Below are 22,288 nucleotides of genomic sequence, written 5' to 3'. Positions count from 1 at the left end.
CCCCTGTGGCGTCTGCCGCATGATCGGTGGCGAGATCGGCAAGACAGGGACTAACCGAGCATTTCACCGTGCATCCGCGCGCATCGCGCATTGGCGGCCGGCACCGGCGCACGTGCGACCCGCAAGGTGCACAGTGTCGCCAGCATGATCAGCAACCCACCCGCCCAGCCCATCGGCCCCAGCTGCTCACCCAGCCAGACACCAGCGATGATCGCGCCGAACAGCGGTTCGGAGCCCATCAGCAGCGACACCCGCGTTGCGCTGCTGCGCCCCAGCGCGCGGTTCTGCGCAAACATGGCGAACAGCGTGGCGAACAGCACCAGATACAGCGTGCCGAACCAGAAGCCCGGCTCCACCGGCAGCGCCGGCAGTCCGCCCGGCAGCGACACGCCGAGCAGGATGCAGCCCGCCGCAACGACTCCACTCTGCACCGCAGTCAGCGCCAGTGCCGAAATTTCCCGGCCGGCCGTCAATCGCCGGGTCAGGCAGACCAGCACCGCGCGCAGCAACGCGGCGGCCAGCATCAGCGCATCGCCGAGATTGAGCGACAGCTGCGGCCCGCCGGTCAGCAGCCAGACGCCCGCCAGCGACAGCGCGCAGGCGAGGAACAGCGTGTTGTGCGGCCGCTGGCGCAGCAGCAGCCACTCCATGAACGGCGTGATCACCACGCACAGGCTGATCAGAAACGCCGCATTGCTGGCGCTGGTCAGCATCACGCCCCAGGTCTCGCAGAGAAAGATCGCCAGCATCACCAGCCCCAGCGGCAGGCCGGAGCGCAGCGCCCGGCGACCGGCGCCGCGCAGTTGCGGCAGCAGCAGGACAAAGGTCAGGCCGAAGCGGATCGCCAGAAAACCCAGCACCGGGTAAAACAGCAGCGCCTGCTTGGCCACCGCATAGCTGCTGCCCCAGATCAGCGCCACCGTCAGCAGCATGCCATCGGCCAGCCACAGCCCCTGTCTCAACGTGCCTTTCATGTTCGAATCCCCGCACCAATCAGGCGCTGATTGTCGGGCCTGCCGCCACGGTCGATAATCCAGCGAAACAGCACAGGACCTGTTCCGCATGGGAACGAATGACAGCGCAGCCCTGCTGCCCTACATGGCCGTATTCGTGCGGGTGGTCGAGGCCGGCAGCTTCTCCGGCGCCGCGCGCCTGCTGGGCAGCACACCGTCGGCGGTGAGCCGCCAGGTGGCACGGCTGGAGCAGGCCTTGGCGCTGCGCCTGCTGGAACGCACCACACGCCAGCTGCGGCTGAACGAGGCCGGGGCGGAGTTCTACCAGCATTGCCGGGACATGCTCGATGCGGCCGACTCCGCCGTCGCCATCGGCGAGCGGCTGATGCGCAGCCCGCGCGGGCTGGTGCGCCTGAGCGTGCCGAAGGCCTATGGCAAGTTCGTCGTCGGGCCGTTGATGCCGACCTTTCTCCAGCGCTACCCCGAGGTCGATGTACAGCTGCGGATCAGTGACCAGGGCCCGGACCTGATCGAGGACGGTTTCGACCTGCTGGTGCAGGTCACCGACAACCCACCCGAAGGCCTGGCCGGCAAGCCGCTCGGGCCGGTGCGCCAACTGCTCTGCGCCAGCCCCGACTACCTGCAGCGCCACGGCGAGCCACAGCATCCGCAGGACCTGCTGCGCCACAGCTGCCTGTATCTGGGGGAAACGGCGGGAGACAATCGCTGGCACCTGCGCCGCGGCGAGCAACAGGAAACGGTGACGGTGCGCGGTCGCTACATCAGTAACCACAGCGAGGCCCGGTTACTGGTGGCGCTGGCAGGCCTGGGCATCACCTGCCTGCCGCATTTCACCGCTGCCCAGGCGCTGGCCGACGGGCAGCTGCGCGAAGTGCTGCCGCAGTGGCGCTACACCGGCTCCTACCAGGGCGCGGCCTGGCTGCTATGGCGACAGAATCACCACCTGCCGCCGAAGACACGTGCGCTGATCGACTATCTGAGCGAGGCATTGATAGCCAGCTGAGCGCAACGCGCATCCGCAGACAGTGGGCTGGCGCCCACCGCTACCGGCGCGCCTGTCAGCGCTCCTTGGTGCCTTCCACTTCCTCGGCCATGCGTGCCAGGCCGAGGTGGCGCACGTCGGTGCCGCGCACCAGGTAGATCACCAGTTCGGCGATGTTGCGTGCGTGGTCGCCGATGCGCTCCAGCGAGCGCAACGCCCAGATCACGCTGAGCACGCGGGAGATCGAGCGCGGGTCTTCCATCATGTAGGTGACCAGCTCGCGCAGGGCGGTCTTGTACTCGCGGTCGACGGTCTTGTCGTACTGCGCCACCGACAGCGCGAGGTCCGCATCGAAGCGGGCGAAGGCGTCCAGCGACTCCTGCACCATCTTGCGCACCTGGTCGCCGATGTGACGCACCTCGACGTAACCCTTGGGTGACTCGCCTTCCTCGCACAGCTGGATGGCGCGGCGGGCGATCTTGGTCGCCTCGTCACCGATGCGCTCGAGATCGATTACCGACTTGGAGATGCTGATGATCAGGCGCAGATCGGAGGCCGCCGGCTGGCGGCGGGCGAGGATGCGCACGCATTCCTCGTCGATATTGCGCTCCATCTGGTTGATCTGGTCATCCACCTCACGGACCTGCTGGGCGAGCCCCGAATCGGCCTCGATCAGCGCGGTGACCGCGTCGTTGACCTGCTTCTCCACCAGCCCGCCCATGGCCAGCAGGTGGCTGCGCACCTCCTCCAGCTCGGCGTTGAACTGCTGGGAAATGTGTTGGGTGTGGCTGTCTTTGCTGATCATCATCGAGCCCTTGCGAAACTGTGGTTCTCTCGCCGGACGAGCCGGCCCTTGGCAAAACGTGCTGCGCTAGGAGGCGGCGCGCAGACAGTACAAACGAGTACGGCAAGCGCCGCCGACAACGCGCAGCGCGGTTTGCCATGGCCGGCTAGCCGTAGCGGCCGGTGATGTAGTCTTCGGTCTGCTTCTTGGCCGGGTTGGTGAACAGCGTATCGGTATCGCCGTACTCGATCAGTTTGCCCATGTACATGAACGCCGTGTAGTCGGACACCCGCGCGGCCTGCTGCATGTTGTGGGTAACGATGACGATGGTGTACTTGGCCTTGAGCTCGTAGATCAGCTCCTCGACCTTCAGCGAGGAGATCGGGTCGAGGGCCGAGCTCGGCTCATCGAGCAGCAGCACTTCCGGCTGCACGGCGATAGTGCGGGCGATCACCAGACGCTGCTGCTGACCACCGGAGAGGCCGAGTGCCGACTCGTGCAGGCGATCCTTGACCTCGTCCCACAGCGCCGCGCCCTTGAGCGCCCACTCGACGGTCTCGTCGAGCACGCGCTTCTGCTTGATACCCTGGATGCGCAGGCCGTAGACCACGTTCTCGTAGATGCTCTTGGGGAACGGGTTGGGCTTCTGGAACACCATGCCGACGCGGCGGCGCAGGTCGGCCACATCCACACCCTTCTGGTAGATGTTCTGCCCGTCGAGGTTGATGGCACCTTCGATGCGGCAGCCGTCGACCAGGTCATTCATGCGGTTGAAGCAGCGCAGCAGGGTCGACTTGCCGCAGCCGGACGGGCCGATGAAGGCGGTCACGCGCTGGCGCGGAATGTTCATGCTGACGTTGTGCAACGCCTGCTTCTGGCCATAGAACAGGCTGAGGTCGGGCACCTCGATGGCGACCTGCTCGTTGGCCAGGCTCAGGCTGCGCTTGTCGCGGCCCAGGGCCGAGATGTCGATCGAATGGGTGGTGGTTTGCATGTGCTCGCTCCGTTTGCAGCCTCGGGCTGCAAGCTACAGGCCGCCATCTGCGCCGGGTGCTTCCCTCGGAAGCCCACGATGCGGCTGGCGGCGCCAATCAATGATCCAGCGCCTTGTATTTTTCGCGCAGGTGGTTGCGGATGTAGATCGCGCTGAAGTTGAGCGTGGCGATCACCAGTACCAGCAGCAGCGCGGTGGCGTAGACCAGCGGCCGCGCCGCCTCGACGTTGGGGCTCTGGAAGCCGACGTCGTAAATGTGGAAGCCCAGGTGCATGATCTTCTGGTCCAGATGCAGATAGGGGTAGTTGCCGTTGAGCGGCAGGTTCGGCGCCAGCTTGACCACGCCGACCAGCATCAGCGGCGCCACTTCGCCGGCGGCACGCGCCACGGCGAGGATCAGGCCGGTCATCATCGCCGGGCTGGCCATCGGCAGCACCACCTTCCACAACGTCTCGGACTTGGTCGCGCCGAGAGCCAGAGAGCCTTCGCGGATCATCCGCGGGATGCGCGCCAGGCCTTCCTCGGTGGCGACGATCACCACCGGCAGGGTGAGGATGGCCAGGGTCAGCGAGGCCCACATCAGGCCAGGCGTGCCGAACACCGGCGCCGGTGCGGCTTCGGGATAGAACAGCCGATCCAGCGAGCCGCCCAGCACGTAGACGAAGAAGCCCAGACCGAACACGCCATAGACGATCGACGGCACCCCGGCGAGGTTGTTCACCGCGATGCGGATGATCCGGGTGAGCAGGCCCTGCTTGGCGTACTCGCGCAGGTAGACCGCGGCGATCACACCGAACGGGGTGACGATCACCGCCATGATCAGGGTCATCAGCACGGTACCGAAGATCGCCGGGAACACGCCGCCTTCGGTGTTCGCCTCACGCGGCTCGTCGCTGACGAACTCCCACAGTTTGGCGAAGTAGAACATCAGCTTCTGCGGCGTCGACATGGCATTGGGCTGGAACGCCCGCACCACCTTGCCGAGGGTGATCTCCTGCTCGCGGCCGTCGGCGGTGCGCACGGTGATGCTGTCGCGGTTGAACTGCTGCTGCAGCGCCACCAGCTTGTCTTCCAGTACCCGGTACTCGGCATCCCACTGGGCGCGCTCGGCGTCCAGATCGGCCTGGGCGGCCGCATCCAGACGGTCGTCCAGCTCCAGCTTGCGGGTCTTCAGACGCAGGCGTTCGAGGCCATGGTTGATGCGGCCGATCTCCACCTTCTCGATGCGCGAGATCTGCGCATGCAGCTGGTCGACCCGATCGATCCGATGCTGCAGCTCGCCCCAGGCGGCATCGCCTTCGGCGACCAGCTGGCCGGCTTCCTTGACGTTGAGCAGATAGCCATAGAAGTTGCCCCACTCGCGACGCTCCAGCACCATCAGCTCGGCCGGCTTGCGCTGGTTGCTCAGCCATTCGCCGATCACCCAGGAGAAGTCCGCGCCGTACACCTCGCGGTTGCCGACCTTGAGCAGCTCGCGGGTCATGAACTCGCCGCCCTCGACGTTCACCGGCAGCCCGCTGGCAGCCAGGCGTGCCCGTGGCACTTCCTCGGCCTGCACCACCTCGCCGGCCAGCACGCGCATCTCGGCGCCGGGCATGCTGTAGTCGGCGACGATCACGTCGGCCGGCCAGAAGTGCGCCAGACCGCGCACGGCGATGATCGCCAGCAGCCCCAGGGTCATGATCACGGCGATGGACACCGCGCCGGCGTTCATCCAGATCCAGGGCGTGCCGCTCTTGACCCAGCTGTTCAACGAATCCTTTTTCACGGATCGATACCTTTTGGCGAAATCGGGTTACAGGCTGGCGTACTTGCCGCGCAGGCGCTGGCGAATCAGCTCGGCCAGAGTGTTCATCACGAAGGTGAACATCAGCAGGACGAGCGCGGCGAGGAACAGCACGCGGTAATGGGTACCACCCACCTCGGATTCAGGCATTTCCACCGCGACGTTGGCGGCCAGGGTGCGCATGCCTTCGAAGATGTTGGCTTCCATGATCGGCGTGTTGCCGGTGGCCATCAGCACGATCATCGTCTCGCCCACCGCGCGGCCCATGCCGATCATCAGCGCCGAGAAGATGCCAGGGCTGGCGGTCAGCAGCACCACGCGGGTCAGCGTCTGCCAGGGCGTCGCACCCAGGGCCAGCGAGCCAAGGGTGAGGCTGCGCGGCACGCTGAACACCGCGTCCTCGGCGATCGAGTAGATGGTCGGGATCACCGCGAAACCCATCGCCAGGCCGATCACCAGGGCGTTGCGCTGGTCGAACGGGATACCCATGTCGTTGGACAGCCACAGGCGCATGTCACCGCCGAAGAACCAGTTCTCCAGGTGCCCGCTGATCTCCAGCGAGCCGAAGCCCACCAGCAGGATCACCGGGATCAGCAGCACCGCTTCCCAGCCTTCCGGGATCGCCAGGCGCACGCTTTGCGGCAGGCGGCTCCAGGTCCAGGCGGCGAAGAGAATACCCACCGGCATCAGGAGCAGAAGACTGAAGATACCCGGCAGGTGGTTCTCCAGGAATGGCGCGAGGAACAGGCCGGCGAAGAAGCCGAGAATCACCGTCGGCAGTGCTTCCATCAGCTCGATCACCGGCTTGACCTTGCGGCGCAGCGACGGCGCCATGAAGTAGGCGGTATAGAACGCCGCGCAGATGGCCAGCGGGGCCGCCAGCAGCATGGCGTAGAAGGCTGCCTTGAGCGTCCCGAAGGCCAGCGGCGCGAGGCTCAGTTTGGGTTCGAAATCGCTGTTGGCTGAGGTGGACTGCCAGACGTAATCGGGCTCCGGATAGCTCTCGTACCAGACCTTGCCCCACAGCGCGCTCCAGGAAATCTCCGGGTGCGGGTTGTCGATGACGAAGCGCTGCAGCCCCTGCGCCGACTCCAGCAGCAGACGTGTGGCGCGCGGCGACATGGCCGCCAGCGCGGCGCCATCGGCGACCGGCTCCTTGAGCAGCGTGCGGTGTGCGGTGCTGTGGAAGATGCCGACACTGCCGCTGTCGTCCAGGGCGAGGAAGCCCTTGCGGCGCTCCTCCGGGAGGATCTGGCGGATCGGGCTGCTGCCCAGCTTGAAGTTGCGCACGTTCTTCAGTTCGGCCTGGCCATCGGCGGCACGCACCATGAACCACTGGCCGATGCTGCCCCTGGAGTCGCCCACCATCAGCGAGATGCCGCCCAGCAGCGGGCTGACGCTGGTGATCTCGCTGCCGTCGCCGACCAGCTTGTAACGACCGTTGAGCTGCTTGCGGCGCAGGTCGAAGACATCCGCGCTGGCCTTGCCGCTGATCGCGTAAAGCCACATGTGCCGTGGGTCGATCAGCAGCTGACGGATCGGCTCGGCCAGCTGCGGCAGGTTCAGGCGCTCCTGCTCAAGCGTGACCTCGCCGGTCAGCAGGTTCTCGCTGCTGGCGATGCGCTGGGCATGCAGCGCGCTGCCGGTGGCGCCGGCGACCAGCAGGGTCTTGCCGTTCAGGCTGATGGCGGCGCGCTCGATGGGGCGGCCTTCCGGATCGAGCTCAAGCGGCGCCTCGCCGAAGGGATAGGCGAGCTCGGGGGTGATGGTCTTCTGGTTGTTCGGGTAGGTGACCTTGTAGTTGTGCTCCAGCACCAGGGCCTGGCCATTGTCCAGACCGAGCACCAGCCGGCGGGTGCCGGGGGTGTCCTGGCCCACCGAGACGATGCGGCTGCCTTCCGGCAGCGGCAGGGGCTTGCTCGTCAGCAGCGCACCGTCGCGCAGGCTGAAGAAACGCGCCTGGCCGTCCTCGCCCAGACGCAGGGCGACCTGGTTCTGCTCCTCGATGGCCAGCAGCAGCGGCTTGCCGGCATCGGCCAGCCAGGCCGGCTGCTGAGCCTTGCTGGCCTCCAGCTCGGCGCCCTGGAACATCGGCAGCACGACCTGCGCCAGATAGAAGAAGATCAGGGTGATGGCGCCCAGCACGGCCAGGCCGCCGATGGACACGTACCAGCGCGCCAGGTGGTCTTTCAGCGCGCGTATGCGCCGCTTGCGCTGCAGTGCCGGCGTGTTGAAGTCCAGCCGTTGCACATCGGAATTCGCGGTCATGTTGTCCATGTCGTTCATGCCAGGCTCCTGGGCCGAGCGGCCCTTCGGGGCGCCTAATCTAATAAAGCCGTGTGACAGAAAAGTTACAGCCAGGTGACGCGACGATGCCCGCCAGCGCGTTCAGCGTGGCGGGCATCTGCGCAAGGCCGGCGCAGTGGGCGCCGGCCGTTACGCGGGTCTTACAGACCCAGCTCCTGCATGGTCTTGTCGACCACCTTCTTCGGCAGCGGGATGTAGCCGTCCTTGACCACGACTTCCTGACCCTGCTTGGAGAGCACCAGCTTGAGGAACTCGGCGTCGATCGGGCTCAGCGGCTTGTTCGGCGCCTTGTTGACGTAGACGTAGAAGAAGCGAGCCAGCGGGAACTTGCCGGCCAGAGCGTTCTCTTCGTTGGCCTCGAAGGCCTCGCCACCCTTGGACAGCGGTACCGCACGGACGCTGGAGGTCTTGTAGCCGATGCCCGAGTAACCGATGGCGTTCAGGGTGCTGGAGATCGACTGCACCACCGAGGCCGAACCCGGCTGCTCGTTGACGTTCGACTTGAAGTCACCCTTGCACAGGGCCTCTTCCTTGAAGTAGCCGTAGGTGCCGGATACCGAGTTACGACCGAACAGCTGGATCGGCTTGGCCGCCCACTCGCCGGTCATGCCCAGGTCGCCCCAGGTGGTGATGTCCTTCTCGCCACCGCACAGACGGGTGCTGGAGAAGATGGCATCGACCTGCTCGATGTCCAGCGACTTGATGGGGTTGTCCTTGTGCACGAACACCGCCAGGGCGTCGATCGCTACCGGCACAGCCGTCGGCTTGTAGCCGTACTTCTCTTCGAAGGCCTGAATCTCGTTGTCCTTCATTGGGCGGCTCATCGGGCCCATGTTCGAGGTGCCTTCGGTCAGCGCGGGCGGCGCGGTGGAGGAGCCGGCAGCCTGGATCTGGATATTGACGTTCGGATAGCTGCGCTTGAACTCTTCGGCCCACAGGGTCATCAGGTTGGCCAGGGAGTCGGAACCAACGCTGGACAGGTTGCCGGAAACACCGGAGGTCTTCTGGTAGCTCGGCAGCGCCGGGTCTACAGCAGCGACTGCGCTCGCGGCGCCAACGCCAGCGGCAACGAAGGTCAGGGCCGCCATCAAACGATTCAGTTTCATACCTTGCTCCTAGCAGGTGTGTGCTCGAGTGTGTTGGAACGGGGGCCAGTATCTGCAGGCCGTGTGAACACTCTATGAATCAAGTGTGACAATCTCATGACCACGTGCAGCATTGACCTGGTGCGGTCGCTGTGGCGGTTCACAGCCGTTATACTCGGCGCCATCGCCCGCGCTAGCGCGGGCATTTCGCGCCAGAACAACAAACGCGCCGCGAGTCCGACCGATGAACGAATACGAACAGGAAGATCCGATCCCGCAGGGCGACCTGGCGCTGCAGCTCACCGCGCTGCCCAGGGAAACCAATGGTTTCGGCGATATATATGGTGGCTGGCTGGTGTCGCAGATGGACCTGGCCGGTACCGCGATGGCCAGCCGCGTGGCCGGCGGGCGTGTCGCCACGGTGTCCATCGATCGCATGGCGTTCATGGTGCCGGTAGCGGTCGGCGCGCAGCTGTCCTTCTATACCCAGACGCTGGAAGTCGGGCGCAGCTCGATTCGCATGCTGGTGGAAGTGTGGAGCGACGATCCGCTGTCCAGCGAGTGGCGCAAGGTCACCGAAGCGGTGTTCGTCTTCGTCGCCATCGACGGCAGCGGCCGTACCCGCCCCGTTACCCCGCGCCGCTGAGACCAGCACACTGGTTTTCCACAGTTAGGCCGTCGGCACGTCGGCGCCCGGCCGCCCACTGGCCAGGACGAAGCAATTCTTGCCGCTCGTCTTGGCCCGGTACAGTGCACGGTCGGCACACTGATAGAGCTGTTCGGCCCGCTGCCCCTCCTGCAGGGTCGCCACACCGATACTGACCCCAACCCGCAATGCCGCATCACGCGGGTGTCGGAGTTCAAGCGCGGCCAGCGCCGCGATCACCTGCCGCGCAATGCGTTGTGCCGCTGCGCTGTCGCAGTTGTACAACAGCAGCGCGAACTCCTCTCCGCCCACCCGTGCTGCCAGATCCAGCGGACGTCGTGCGAAACCTGCCAGCAGTTCACCGAACGTGCGAATCAGTGCGTCGCCGGCCGGGTGGCCAAACGCGTCGTTGTAGGCCTTGAAGTCATCCAGATCGAGCAGCAGCAGACTCAGGGGGCGGCGATCCCGGCGCGCCTGGGCGATTCGCTGGTCGAGCGCCCGATCATGGCTGCGTCGATTGGCCAGACCGCTCAGGGCATCGTGCTCGGCCACCCAGCTCAGTAGCTGGCGCATCAGGAACTGCTCGCGCTGGGAGTACTCGTGCAGGTAGCGACTGACGGCACCGATGATCAGCAGCAGCGTGTAATAGCTGACCGCGATCCAGTGCTGCGGCAACTGTGCCGGCGTCAGGATCAGGTACGCCATGAGCACGTCCAGCAGCACGATCAGTAACGCACCCAGGAGTGCCACCCAGAAGGTCACGCCGAGAAAGAAGAACGAGCTGACGATCAGCAGCCCGGCGCCGTACTGGAAGTTGAGCGGGGCATCCAGCGCCTCGAAGCGGATGTCGATGAATGCTGCGATCACACCGATCAGCACCAGCAACGCGGGAAATATCCGATTGGCCTGGGCGCGAAAGGTACGGCTGTAGAACGACAGCACCAGCACGACGATGCCCGGCACGATCTGTAGCAGCCGCAGCAGGGTCAGCGTACCCAGCCAGTCGGTATCATCCAGCTGGAAATAGCGGTGCTCGAAGTACAGGTAGCCGGATACCGCGACGATCAGCAGCAGCGCCGCAAGCCGCTGCGATGCCCGGGCCTGGCCGTCGAGATAGGCGCGGAATTCGTGCTCGAGTTGCGGCCTGAAGCGAAGCAATCGAAAGCCGCCGTGCAGCTGGCGGCCGTAAGGCGTCTCGCGAAAGCCCTCGGTCGCAGCTTGATCGGTGGTATGTCGCATGGAAGAACCCGCAAATTCGATGACGGCGATGATATCACTACGCCAGCAGCCGATCGGAACCGTCCGACGGGCGTCGTGGCGGACAGCCTGGTCTTTGGACAGAGCGCTTGCACTGGACGTTTCAAGCATCGAAGATCGCGCTACATGCATTGCTGGATGTATCCGCGTGACCACCCTTCTGCTTGCCCTCTGGCCGCTATTCGCCTTGATCGTCGCCGGTTATTTCCTGCGCCTGCGCGCCTTTCCGAGTGCCGAGTTCTGGCCCGGCGCCGAGCGCATCAACTATTTCCTGCTCTTTCCTGCCCTGCTGTTCAGCAGCCTGGCCACCGCACCGCTGGACAACCCCGCGTTGCCACGGCTGGCCGGCGCCGTGCTGCTCGGCCTCGGTCTGGCCTGGGTCGGGCTGCTGATCGCCAAGCGTCTGCGCGGCTGGTCAGCCGGGCGTTTCGGTGCCATCACCCAGGGCGTGCTGCGCTTCAACACCTATCTCGGTCTTGCCGCGGTGGGCAGCCTGTTCGGCAAGGACGGCCTGGCCCTGGCGGCCCTGATGCTGGCGTTGATGGTGCCGACGGTGAACGTGATGTCGGTCTGGGCGCTGACCGCCGAGCGCGGCGTCAGCGTGCGCGGTCTGTTGCTGCCGATCGCCAAGAATCCACTGATCCTGGCCTGCCTGACCGGCGCGCTGGTGAACCTGTCAGGGCTGGGATTGCCGGGCGGCACCGACCGGCTGCTGGGCCTGCTAGCGGCTGCCAGCCTGCCGCTGGGCCTACTCTGTGTCGGTGCGGCGCTAAAGCCGCAGGAACTGGGCGGGGAGATTCCAGCGCTGGGCTGGAACAGCGCAGTACGCCTGCTGGCCGTGCCGCTGCTGGCCTTCGGCGTGGCACGGGTGCTCGGCTTGCCGGATATGGAAACGACCATCCTGGTGCTGTTCTTCGCACTGCCCACCGCGCCGACCGCTTACGTGCTGACCCGCCAGCTGGGCGGTGATAGTCATCTGATGGCGGGCATCATCACCCTGCAGACACTGCTGGCCGCGGCCAGCCTGCCGCTGGTACTGACCCTGCTGAACGGCTGATCAGCGCGCCACCTGTCCGCGCAGGAGGCGCAGCAGCATCAGCGCCAGGCCGATGCCCACGGCGCACAGCACCAGCAGCGGCCCGAGGTAACCGAGGGCGTCCTGCAACCAGCCGAGCAGCAGGTGCAGCCACTCGGTATGCAGCGAGGCTTCGGCCGCGACGTAGCCGCCCTGCTGCCATATCTCGTAGGCGGCATGCAGCGGAATCAGCGTCAGCGGCAGCAGGATCAGGCACAGCCAATAGCCGGCACGCCGGTAGGCACCCAGCAGCCCCCACGGCAAATAGGCGGCACGGATGAGCTGGAAGAAGCAGACGATGTAGTAGACGACCAGCAGCAGCGCGAAACCGCTGGCCAGCGACGGCTCGAGCCAGAGCGCACGCAGCGCCGCGGTACTGATTGTCAGGCTGAGCGCGCCCCAGAGCAGAAGAAAGAAGGTTTTCATCGCGAGTCCTGGTATCGGCTTTCGGCGAACGCGCATCGGAACAGAATTGCGCCAGCCAAACCCACAACCGCTTCACGAAACGGAGGCGATGAGCCGCGATCGTGCCGGCTTCGAGCAGCCGCGCACGCTTTTAGAACAGGCTGAGCTGATCGCCCTCGGCTGGCGCCGCACTGATCGGGGCTTCCGGCACCGCATCGGCATCGGCCACGGCACCCGCCAGAACCAGCCGCTCGGCCAGTCCGGCGGCGCGCTCGGCGCGGGTGCTGACCGCTTCGGCCAGACGTGCCGGCAGCGCCCAGATCTCCACCCGGCGCTTGGCGCGGGTGATGCCGGTGTAGAACAGCGCGCGGGTCAGCAGCGGGCTCGGCTGATCCGGCAAGGCCAGCAGCACCTCGGTGAATTCCGAGCCCTGGCTCTTGTGCACGGTCATGGCGAAGGCGCTGTCGTGGCTCGGCAGCCGTGCCGGCGCGAAGCCGCGGTAACCGTCGTCACCCTCGAAGAACACCCGCAGGCCCTGCTCGGTTTTCAGGCACAGGCCGATATCGCCGTTGAACAGCCCCAGCGCGTAGTCGTTCTGCCGGACCATCACCGCACGGCCGGGATACCAGCGTTCGCGGGCCGGCACGCCGAGGCGACGCCTGAAGCGTGTTTCCAGCGCCTCGTTGATACCGGTCACGCCGAACGGGCCCTCGCGTTGCGCAGTCAGCGCCCGGAAACCGTTGAAGGCCTCGAACGCCGGGCCTGGATCGCCCTGCCGCGCAGCCTGCAGGTAACCGCCGTAACCCTGCTCCAGCCGCTCGATCAAGGCGGTCGGGCTGGGCGTCGCGTTCCAGGCGAGATCCGCACGACCTTCCTGCAGCAGCGCGACGGTGCCTTTCGCATCGCCGGCGTTGATCCGCCGCGCCAGCTCGCCGATGCCGCTGTCGCCGGCGAAGCGGTGGCTGTGGGTGAGCAGCACCACCGCATCGCCGAGGCGCGAGCGCGGCGTCTCGACCGGCACGGGCTGGCCGGTGATGCGCTCCAGCTCGCTTGCCGCCCCGGCATCGAAGCCACGGCCTTCGCAGAGTTCGGCGAACACCGCACCGGCCTCCACGGCGGCCAGCTGATCCTTGTCGCCGAGCAGGATCAGCCGCGCCTTCGGCGGCAGCGCGACGACCAGCTTGGCCATCAGCGCCAGGTCGACCATCGACGCCTCGTCCACCACCAGCACGTCCAACGCCAGCGGATTGGCCGCATCGTGGCGCACGCGGGGGCTGTCGCCGCGGCTGCCGAGCAGACGGTGCAGGGTCCGCGCCTCGTCCGGCAGGGCCTCTTTCACCGCATCGCTGACCGGCAGCTCGGCCTTGGCGTTGCGGATCGCCTCGGCCATGCGCGCGGCGGCCTTGCCGGTGGGTGCGGCGAGTCCGATGGCCAGGCGCTCGCCGCCAGGCTGCTCGAGCAGCGCCGCCAGCAGGCGCACCACGGTGGTGGTCTTGCCGGTGCCGGGACCGCCGGAGATCACCGCCAGGCGCCGGCGTACCGCCTGCGCGGCGGCCAGGCGCTGCCAGTCGGGGCGCTGCTGATTGAAGGCGAACAGCCGCGCCAGGCTCTCGGCGAGCCGTACTTCGTCCACCTCGGGCGCATCGCCGGCGCGGGCCAGCAGCTGTTCGGCCAGCTGCTGTTCGTAGGCCTGGTAGCGGGCCAGGTAGAGCCGGTCGCCGACCAGGGTCAGCGGCGCATAGTCATCTGGCGTACCGACCAATGAAGAGGCTTCGAGCTGGGCACGCCAGACGGGTAGTGACGGCATGCTGAGATCGACATCGGGCCAGCGCCGCCTGCCAGCCAGGCGTTCCAGCGGCAGACAGACATCGCCGGCCGACAGCGCCTCGCAGCACAGCGCGGCGGCGAGCAGCACCGGCTCGGACGCCTCTGGCTCAAGGCGTTGCAGGCTGGCAATGAAGGCGCGTTCCAACGGGCCGAAGGGTAGCTCTGCAGGCAGGGTCATCGGGTAAGCCTCGATACAGGAGGTGTAGGGTGGCGGTCGCAACGGTGGGCTGAAGCCCACCCTACAGGCATCGACGAAGGCCGTAGGGTGGGCTTCAGCCCGCCAGCGAAGACACCGGAACGGGCCTGCATCACCGTCCCTCCTCGAACAGTCGATCCAGCGCATCGAGCAGCGCATCGTCCGGCCGCGCGAAGTAGACGCCGGCCTCGGGCATGCCACGCAGGAACAGGTAGAAGGCACCGCCCAGCTGCTCGTCGCGAAAATCTGCCAGACGCTGGCGCAGGAAGCGGCGCAGCGCCACCAGATAGATCAGGTATTGCAGGTAGTAGTGCTCGCCCGCCAGCGCCTGCAGCAGCCGCTCGCCGCCGTAGTAGCTGGCGTCCGGGCCGAGCCAGTTGGACTTGTAGTCGGCGATGTACCAGCGGCCGCCGTGCTCGAAGGTCAGGTCGATAAAGCCTTTGAGAAAGCCCTTGAGGCTGTCGAATTCCAGCCGCGCTGCGGCCTCGCGCAGCGGTGCGGCCAGCCCGTTGGCAGGGTCGGTCAGCAAGGCGCGCAGGCGCACCACGTCCAGCTCGCGCACCGGGAAGGTGAAGCCCAGCTCCGGCAGCCGGCGCGCGGCCTGCAGGCTGGCGAGGGTCAAACCGGCGCCGTCCAGATCGGTCTGCAGCACCCGCTCCAGCTGAGCCGTGGCGATGTCCCGCCAGTCCAGGGGCAGGCCATAGGCCTTGAGCGCCGGCTCGACCAGCTGGGCCAGCTCGCCCTTGCCCCGCGCCCAGTCCTCGAGGATGGCATGCAGGCAGGTACCGGCCCGCGCACCGCGTGGAAAAGCGAAGAAGCCGCTGCCCGGCTCGCCGGCATCGGGCATCGCCAGGGCGTCGCGGTCCGGCGCTTCCATGTGCATGCCGGCGGCCAGCCCGGAGAAGCTGCCGATGCGCCAGGCGCTGTAGAGGCTGCGGTTGAGCTGCGCCAGCTGCTCGGGCGGCGCTGCGCGGCTGCTGCCCTGGGTGCTGGCCTCACGCGACTCGAGCGGCAGGCAGGCCATGCGCCCGTCGCTCGTGGCGACCAGCCGCTCGATGGCCAGACGCAGGCTACCGCCGTTGAGACCAGCCAGGTGGTTGCCCAGCTCCGTCAGTGGCTGCTCGCCCGGCAGTTCGCGGCCGTGCAGCAGCCAGGCCAGGGCGCTGCTGTGCAAGCCTTCGTCGGGCAGACTGCCATCCTTCTTCGCCTTGGGCAGGCTCACCGGCCCCCAGTGCAGCCAGAGCCGGTCACGCGCGCGGGTCAGGGCGACGTAGGCCAGCCGCAGCTGTTCGGCGAACACCTCCTGACGGGCGCGTTCGAGGTTGTCCTCCAGTTCGCCGCTGCCCAGGTCCAGCAGCGGGTGGCCATCGGCATCGTGACAACGGGCATTGTCGAGGTTCTTGCCGAGCAGCTTGCCGTCCCAGAGAAACGGGCAGAACACCAAGGGGTATTCCAGACCCTTGCTGGTGTGGATGGTGACGATCTGCACCCGTTCGGCATCGCTTTCCAGGCGCAGCAGCGCTTCTTCACCGGCGCCTTCGCTGCCGCGCTGGGCATTGAACCAGGCGAGCAGCGGCTCCAGCCCCGGGCGCAGCAGGCTCTCGGCCTGCAGCAATTCACCGAGGTGCAAGAGGTTGGTCAGCCGACGCTCGCCGTCGACCCGAGTCAACAGCCGTTCGGCCACCGCCTGCTCGTCGAGCCAGGCGCGGAACACGCGCATGAAGCCCTGCTGCTGCCAGAGCTGGTGATAGCGCTCGGCGGCTTCGCGCTCGGCGTCCCATTCATGCTGGTCATCCTGGCAGCGGGCGAGATCGGCGGCGCTGCGGCCCAGCAGGCGCGTCGCCAGGGCATGCCGCAGCAGACCCTCGCGTCCCGGCTCGGCATAGGCGGCAAGCACCGCGGCGAGTTCGCCGGCTTCTTCGCTGCGCCAGACGCTGTCGCGCCCGCGGCGTACGCTGGGCACGCCACGCGCGGCCAGCTCATCGGCGATCATTCCGGCCTGGCGGTGATTGGCCACCAGCACGGCGATATCGCCGCCCTTGAGTGGGGTGAACCGGTCGCCCTGCGCGAAGCCGGCGCGGCCCTCGGCGGCGGCGGCCAGCTGCACGGCGATGCGTCGCGCCGTGTCGGCCGCGGCCAGTTGCGCGGCCTCGGCCTTGCCCAGCGGATCGTCGCCGAGCCAGACCAGCGACAGCGGCGCCGCCTCGCCCTCCTCTGCCAGACGCAGGCTCGCACGCGGCTTGTCGGCCGCGCCTACCGCTGGATAACGCAGGTCGGGTTGGGCGAACGGCTGCGGATGGTCGAACAGCTGGTTGAGCGCGGCGATCAGCTCGGGCGTCGAGCGGTAGTTGGTCGGCAGGTTGAAGGGTTCGCGATCGGCCTGTTGCTTGGCCGTCATGTAAGTGGCCAGGTCCGCGCCGCGGAAGGCGTAGATCGCCTGCTTGGGATCGCCGACGAAGCACAGCGAGGCATCACGGCCCTTGGCATAGATGCGGTCGAAGATGGCGTACTGGATCGGGTCGGTGTCCTGGAACTCGTCGATCAGCGCCAGCGGATAGGTCGCACGCAGCGAGGCCGCCAGGTCCTCGCCGACCGGGCCTTGCAGTGCCTGATCCAGACGATTCAGCAGGTCGTCGAAGGCCAGCAGCCGCTGCGCCGCCTTGCGTTCAGGCAACTCGCGGTTGAGCCGCTCGAGCAGCGCCACCTGCAGGGCAATCAGCCGCTGCTTGCCGGCCGGCAGTGCCTCGGCCACCTGATCGGCCAGCTCGTCCAGGGCCTGGGCCAGCTCGCACACCGGCGCGTCGAAGCCCTTCTTGCAGGCCTTGCTCAGTGCACGTACGCCGAACTTCGCCGCGCCCTCAGGCAGGTCGAACATCACCGCCGGATCGGCGAAATAGGCATCCAGTTCTGCCTGCCATGGCGCAAACTTGACGCTCTTGTGCGTGCTCTGGCTGAGCCCGCCATGCGCCAGCAGTTCGGCGATCCAGGCGCTGCCCGCCTGCTTCCACAACTCGGCAGCCCGCTGCCAGGCCGCCTCGACCGGGCGCAGATCGGCCACGACCGGCGCACCCTGCGGCTCGACCCGCAGATAGGGCTTGCCCAGATGACTGCGCAGACGCTGGCGCAACCACTGCGGAGTGATCCGGCTCTTGGCCAGGAAGCGTGCCCAGGCCGGGTCGGCATCGGCCAGCTCGCTGCGCCAGGCATCGGCGAGCAGCGCGTCGATGATCTCGCGGTCATCGGCGGTCAGCTCGCTGTCGAAGTCGCCGCCGGCCTCGAAGGCGGCGTCTTGCAGGGCGCGCTGGCAGAAGCCGTGGATGGTGAAGATCGCCGCCTCGTCGAAGCCGTGCACCGCCAGCAACAGGCGCCGCCGCGAGGCGTCGTCCGGATAGCGGGCGTGCAGGCGATTGAGGAAGTCATCGCTGCTCGGCGTGCCCTCATAAACCGCCAGCAGATCGGCCAGCCGCGCGCGGATGCGCTCGCGCAGCTCGGCGGTGGCGGCGGTGGTGTAGGTAACCACCAGAATCTGCCCCACCGAGAGCTGGCGCTCCAGCAGCAGACGCGCATAGAGCGCGGTGAGCGTCCAGGTCTTGCCGGTGCCGGCGCTGGCTTCGATCAGCGAGCGGCCGTCGAAGGGCGAGTCGAGGAGGTCGAGTTTCATGGCTTGATCCTCCGAGTCAAAGCCGACTTTGCAGTGCTGGCCGCACCCTCGGGTTGCGCCCCGCCGGGCGCCTTACTTCTTCTTGCTTGCCCAAGAAGAAGTAAGCAAGAAGAAGGGCACCCCAACATCCGGGTCTGGCCGCTGCGCGGCCAGACTTCCCTCGCTCCGGCGCTGCTCCGGGGGCACGCCGCGAAGGGACGTCCCTGTCCCTTCGCGCCTCGCTCGGCATCCATGCCTCGCGTCCCCCTACACAACGCCTGCGCTCGGCCTCCTGAAGGGGATTCATGAGTCGCCTGACAGCGCCTGCGCCTGAAAAACAAGAAGCCGATGCCACCGCGAAAAGCACGGATACCGACATGAGCTGGCGTCGCGAACTGGGGCCCCTCAGGAGGCCGAGTGGAGTCGATGCGCAAGGGGTCGAGCGGCATGGACGCCGCGAGAGCTCCGAAGGGACAGGGACGTCCCTTCGGAGCGTGCCCCTGGAGCAGCGATGGAACGAGGGAACCCCGGCGCAGCCGGGGCCGGATGCGGGGTGTGCTTTCTCTTTGGTTACTTTCTCTTTGCACCGGGCGGCGATCCGCAAGCAAAGAGAAAGTGACTCGCCCATCAGGGGCGAAACCCTGACCGTCGAACAGGCACGGCAGCAAGTGGAGACACAATGCTTCAGACGTCATCACTCTGCTCCTCTCCATCCGCCAACGCATCCAACGCCGGGCCGATCAGCTGTTCGGCCAAGGTTTCGAAACGCTCGTCCAGCGGATCGCGGTCGCGGAAGGCCAAGGCGTTCCAGGGGTCTTCGGCTTCGGCGGCAATGGGGCTGAACTCGGCGCCGAGCCAGGCTTCGCGGGCGCGCTTGCGGGCGCAGTCCAGCGGCTCGCTGCCGCGGCTCGGCTTGCGGTAGCCGCGGGCGAACGCCTGGCTGCTGCGCGGCAACAGCGGCAGAGGCTCGCGGATCGCGCTGCGGTAGGCCGCGAGCCAGGGCTCCAGCAGCTCGGCGGCGTTGGCCAGCGGCCCCAGCTGCCAGTCACCGGCCGGCGAAAGCATCAGGCTGTGGCGTTCGATGCCGGGCGTGGCGCACAGGTTGAGCAGCAGGTGGCGCAGCCAGAACGGCGGCAGGTCCCATTCGCCCAGGCGGCCGAGCTTCCAGCCGAACAGCCCGCCCGGCGTCACGCCATCGAGCCAGCCATGCACGCGCACGCCGGCCAGGGTGATATCCACCGGCAGCGGCTCGGGCACGGCGTCCGGGCGCTGTTCGAACAGCCGCGGTGCAAAGGCACGGACCGGTCCGCGCAGTTTGCCCCACAGCGCCTGGCCCAGTTCACCGGTGGGCAGCCAGCCCGCCGCGCAGGCCATGCGCCGCTCCTCCTCGTCGCTCCAGCCCTGCTCCATCGCTTGCAGCGACAGGCGGCGCAGGCCGTTCCAGGCCGGCATTTCCAGGTCGAACGGTTCGTCGCTGGCAAGCGATTCCTGATCATCGGCAAGGCGCAGGCCGAGGCGCTGTTCGAGCAGGAAGCGCGCCGGGTGGCGGAAGCACTGCAGCAGCTGCGACGGCTCGATGGTCAGCCAGGCCTCATCGGGTTCGGCGAGCAGGCTGGCGAAGGGTTGCGCCTGCGCCTGTGGTGGCTCGGCCAGGCGCTGGGCGGCGCGGAACCAGGGCAGCGAATAGCCGGCACAGGGCGCTTCGCCGAAATTACGCGGCGAGAACAGCTGCAACGGATGCGCAATGAGGATCGTCTGGCTGACCGGCCGCGCCCCGTCGGCCAGCACGGCGGTCATGTCCACCGCCTCCAGTACCTCGCTGAGCAGTACCGAGGGCGGCAGCACGGCGTTGTCGCGCGGGTCGCGGCCGACATAGGACAGGTACAGCGCCTGGCGCGCCGAGAGCAGCGTCTCCAGCAGCAGGTAGCGGTCGTCGAGGCGCCGCGCCCGGTCGCCACGGCGCGGATGCCGGCCGATCAAATCGAAGCCCGACGGCGGCGTGCGCCGCGGGAAGGCGCCATCGTCCAGGCCGAGCAGACAGACCACGCGGAACGGCAGGCTGCGCATCGGCACCATGGTGCAGAAGGTCACCGCGCCGGTGAGGAAGCCCGAGGCGCCGCCGCCCTGCTGCAACGCGGCGCTGAGCTGCTGATGCACCAGTTCCAGCTCGATGGGCCGGGTGAGGTCGGCGGCCTGGGCCTGATCGCGCAGGGCGGCGCAGGCCTGGGAGAGCAGCAGCAGCGTCTCGCCGGCCTCGCGCTCGTCGAACAGCGTATCGATCAGCACTTGCAGGTCATCCGCCCACTCGGCCAGCGGGCGCGGCCGAGCCAGTTGATCGGCCAGGCTGCCGAGCCGCTCGACGAAGCCCACCAATCGCCCGAGCAACTGCCCGCGCGCGCCTTCCAGCGCGTCCAGCGGCCAGTGCTCGCCAAGCAAGGGCGCGCGGTCGCCGGCCAGCTGCGGCGGTGCAGCGAAGCCCAGCAGCAGGCGGTCCAGCCCCTGGCGCCAGGTAAAGGCTGATTCGGCCGGCAGCCCCAGCCGTGCGCGCTGCTCGCCATCGCGGCCCCAGCGCACGCCGGCCTCGCGCAGCCAGTCACGCAGCAGCGGCAGGTCTTCGCTCTCGATGCCGGCGCGGCGGGCGATGGCCGGCTGCTCCAGCCAGGCGAGGATTTCCTCGGCGGCGAAACGGCTCTGCGCCAGCAACAGCAGTTCAAGGAAGGCCTCGATCAACGGTACCTCGGCGCGCAGGCTGCGGTCGGCGAGGCTGTAGGGAATCCGCGGGCTGCCCTCGCGCGGGGCGAACACCGCCTCGATGAAGGGCGCATAACGTTCGATGTCGGGGGTCAGCACCACCACCTGGTCCGGCGTCAGCGCCGGGTCGGCGGCGAAGCGCGCCAGCAGCTGGTCATGGAGGATTTCCACCTCGCGCAGCGGCGAGTGGGCGATATGCACCTCCAGCGAACGGTCGTTCTCGGCCAGAGTGATCCGCTCATCGGGCAGGCGGGTGCGCAGGCGCAGGATGTCGTTCTGCAAGGCATGCAGCAGGCTGTCGTCGTGCAGGTCCTCGTCTTCGGAATACAGGCCGAATTCCTGACTGCCTTCGCTGGCGGTCAGGCTGAACAGCGAGTCGAAAAAGTCGCGGCCCTGCTTGCCGAGACTCGCCAGCAGCGGATGGCCCACGTCCAGATACCAGTCATCCGTGCCGGACGGCTGGGGAGCTACTGCGCTCAAGGAGGCTTCGTTAAAACCCAGCTGGAGCGCCAGCCCGGTCGGATGCTCATGTACGGCCTGTACACTCCGCTCCCTCGCCGGGTTTTGCCTCGCCTGCTCTTCGCTCGCGACGCTCCCCAGCCGTCCGGAAGAAGGAAGCTGCCTTGCCAACTCGCGGATATCGCGAATCTCGCCCCAGGCCTCGCGGCTCGGGTTGAGTGCGCAGACCACCACGTCGATATGCCGCGCCAGGCCGTCGAGCACGCGCAGGTGGTGCGGCGGCAGGCTGCTGATTCCGAACACCAGCAGGCGCTCGGGTAGGTCCGGCAGCGGCTCGTCGCGGTACAGGCGCTGCAGCAGGTCGCCGAGTAGGCGCGCGCGGTGCGGGTGGCCGTCCTTGGTCAGTTCGCGCCAGAGCAGCGCCTGCCAGGCTTCGTCGGGACCGAGGTCGAGGGTTTCGCCACGCTCCCAGGCCGCCAGCCAATCGTCGCGATAGAGCAGGTACTGGTCGAAGACGTCGGCGATCTTGGCCGCCAATGACAGCCGCCGGCGCTCATCGCCGCCATCGAGGTACTGCGCCAGACGCGGCGCCAGCTCGAGATTGGCCGGCTCGCACAGCCAGCCGTAGAGGCGCCAGGTCAGGGTGGTCGGGGAGAACGCCGACTGCTCGGGCAGGCTGCCCAGCACCGTGCGGCTCAGGTCCCAGACGAACGCTGCCGGCAGCTGCAACTCCAGCTGCATGGCGATGCCCTGCCGGCGCGCCAGCTCCAGGGTCAGCCAGCGGCCCATGCCCTGGCTCGGCACCACCACCCGCGCCGGCGCGAAGGGGTCGGCCAGCGGCTGGGCGAGCAGCGTGGTGGCCAGTTCGCCGAGGGTTTCGAGATCAGGGGCGTGGTAGAGGCTGAGCATGGGCGCACCGCGTGAACAGAAGTCGCTAGGTTACAGGCCGCCAGATGAGGGAGCGAGCCGGCGAGGCCAGTTTGCACTTGCCGTGCGACAGCTCCTGTCGCGCCGCCCAGGGCCTTTTCTCATCCTTTCGCGCTGCCTTTCTGCTTCTCACGACCAATATCAATTCCGCGATTGCTGCCTAGCATGGGATCGAGGGGCGGCCGCTTCGTCG

The 22,288-nt window shown here is 67.5% G+C and carries 14 protein-coding genes; 3 read left to right on the top strand and 11 right to left on the bottom strand.

The window, feature by feature from the left end; all coding sequences use genetic code 11:
- Positions 1-50 precede the first annotated feature (50 nt).
- Entirely contained in the window at positions 51-974 is a 924-nt protein-coding gene (locus tag HZR81_RS18720; protein ID WP_500128942.1) for a DMT family transporter, read from the bottom strand.
- 88 nt (positions 975-1,062) lie between these two features.
- Here HZR81_RS18720 and HZR81_RS18715 point away from each other — a divergent pair, with 88 nt between their 5' ends.
- Positions 1,063-1,977, top strand: a complete 915-nt coding sequence (locus HZR81_RS18715; RefSeq protein WP_500128941.1) for a LysR family transcriptional regulator — start codon at positions 1,063-1,065, stop codon at positions 1,975-1,977.
- A gap of 55 nt (positions 1,978-2,032) precedes the next feature.
- On the opposite strand, the gene phoU is transcribed toward HZR81_RS18715, so the two are convergent.
- From phoU to HZR81_RS18690, 5 genes are all read right to left on the bottom strand, one after another.
- Entirely contained in the window at positions 2,033-2,761 is a 729-nt protein-coding gene (phoU, locus tag HZR81_RS18710; protein WP_125867269.1) for a phosphate signaling complex protein PhoU, read from the bottom strand.
- 145 nt (positions 2,762-2,906) lie between these two features.
- Positions 2,907-3,734, bottom strand: coding sequence for a phosphate ABC transporter ATP-binding protein PstB (gene pstB, locus HZR81_RS18705; RefSeq protein WP_048330189.1), 828 nt, complete (start codon positions 3,732-3,734; stop codon positions 2,907-2,909).
- Positions 3,735-3,831: 97 nt separating this feature from the next.
- A complete protein-coding gene (pstA, locus tag HZR81_RS18700) occupies positions 3,832-5,448 on the bottom strand; it encodes a phosphate ABC transporter permease PstA (RefSeq protein WP_185749497.1) in 1,617 nt (538 codons plus the stop codon).
- A gap of 81 nt (positions 5,449-5,529) precedes the next feature.
- On the bottom strand, positions 5,530-7,806 hold the full coding sequence (locus HZR81_RS18695) for an ABC transporter permease subunit (protein ID WP_500128940.1): 2,277 nt from the start codon (positions 7,804-7,806) through the stop codon (positions 5,530-5,532).
- Between the two features lie 161 nt (positions 7,807-7,967).
- Positions 7,968-8,933 (bottom strand): PstS family phosphate ABC transporter substrate-binding protein, encoded by a 966-nt coding sequence (locus tag HZR81_RS18690; RefSeq protein ID WP_125867275.1) that lies wholly within the window; start codon positions 8,931-8,933, stop codon positions 7,968-7,970.
- 223 nt (positions 8,934-9,156) lie between these two features.
- On the opposite strand from HZR81_RS18690, the gene HZR81_RS18685 reads away from it, so the two are divergent.
- Positions 9,157-9,558 carry an acyl-CoA thioesterase gene (locus tag HZR81_RS18685; protein WP_003286782.1) on the top strand — a complete coding sequence of 134 codons (402 nt, stop codon included), beginning with the start codon at positions 9,157-9,159 and terminating at the stop codon, positions 9,556-9,558.
- A 24-nt stretch (positions 9,559-9,582) separates the two neighbouring features.
- Here HZR81_RS18685 and HZR81_RS18680 read toward each other — a convergent pair whose 3' ends face one another.
- A complete protein-coding gene (locus HZR81_RS18680) occupies positions 9,583-10,797 on the bottom strand; it encodes a GGDEF domain-containing protein (protein WP_102838945.1) in 1,215 nt (404 codons plus the stop codon).
- 148 nt (positions 10,798-10,945) lie between these two features.
- Here HZR81_RS18680 and HZR81_RS18675 point away from each other — a divergent pair, with 148 nt between their 5' ends.
- On the top strand, positions 10,946-11,872 hold the full coding sequence (locus tag HZR81_RS18675; protein WP_500128947.1) for an AEC family transporter: 927 nt from the start codon (positions 10,946-10,948) through the stop codon (positions 11,870-11,872).
- Here the strand turns inward: HZR81_RS18675 and HZR81_RS18670 are convergent, their stop codons facing one another.
- From HZR81_RS18670 to recC, 4 genes are all read right to left on the bottom strand, one after another.
- Complete coding sequence (locus HZR81_RS18670) at positions 11,873-12,316, bottom strand: hypothetical protein (RefSeq protein WP_500128939.1); 444 nt, start codon at positions 12,314-12,316, stop codon at positions 11,873-11,875.
- Between the two features lie 130 nt (positions 12,317-12,446).
- Entirely contained in the window at positions 12,447-14,300 is a 1,854-nt protein-coding gene (recD, locus tag HZR81_RS18665; RefSeq protein ID WP_500128938.1) for an exodeoxyribonuclease V subunit alpha, read from the bottom strand.
- 130 nt (positions 14,301-14,430) lie between these two features.
- The gene (recB, locus tag HZR81_RS18660; RefSeq protein WP_500128937.1) at positions 14,431-17,979 is read right to left on the bottom strand and encodes an exodeoxyribonuclease V subunit beta; all 3,549 of its coding nucleotides are present in this window, start codon (positions 17,977-17,979) and stop codon (positions 14,431-14,433) included.
- Positions 17,980-18,642: 663 nt separating this feature from the next.
- Entirely contained in the window at positions 18,643-22,077 is a 3,435-nt protein-coding gene (gene recC / locus HZR81_RS18655; RefSeq protein WP_500128936.1) for an exodeoxyribonuclease V subunit gamma, read from the bottom strand.
- Between the last annotated feature and the right edge of the window lie 211 nt (positions 22,078-22,288).

This window comes from Pseudomonas sp. LM13, assembly GCF_041381355.1.
Taxonomy (GTDB): domain Bacteria; phylum Pseudomonadota; class Gammaproteobacteria; order Pseudomonadales; family Pseudomonadaceae; genus Stutzerimonas; species Stutzerimonas frequens.
Note: the sequence above shows the minus strand (reverse complement) of the source record. Positions and strands in the feature narration are given on the sequence as shown.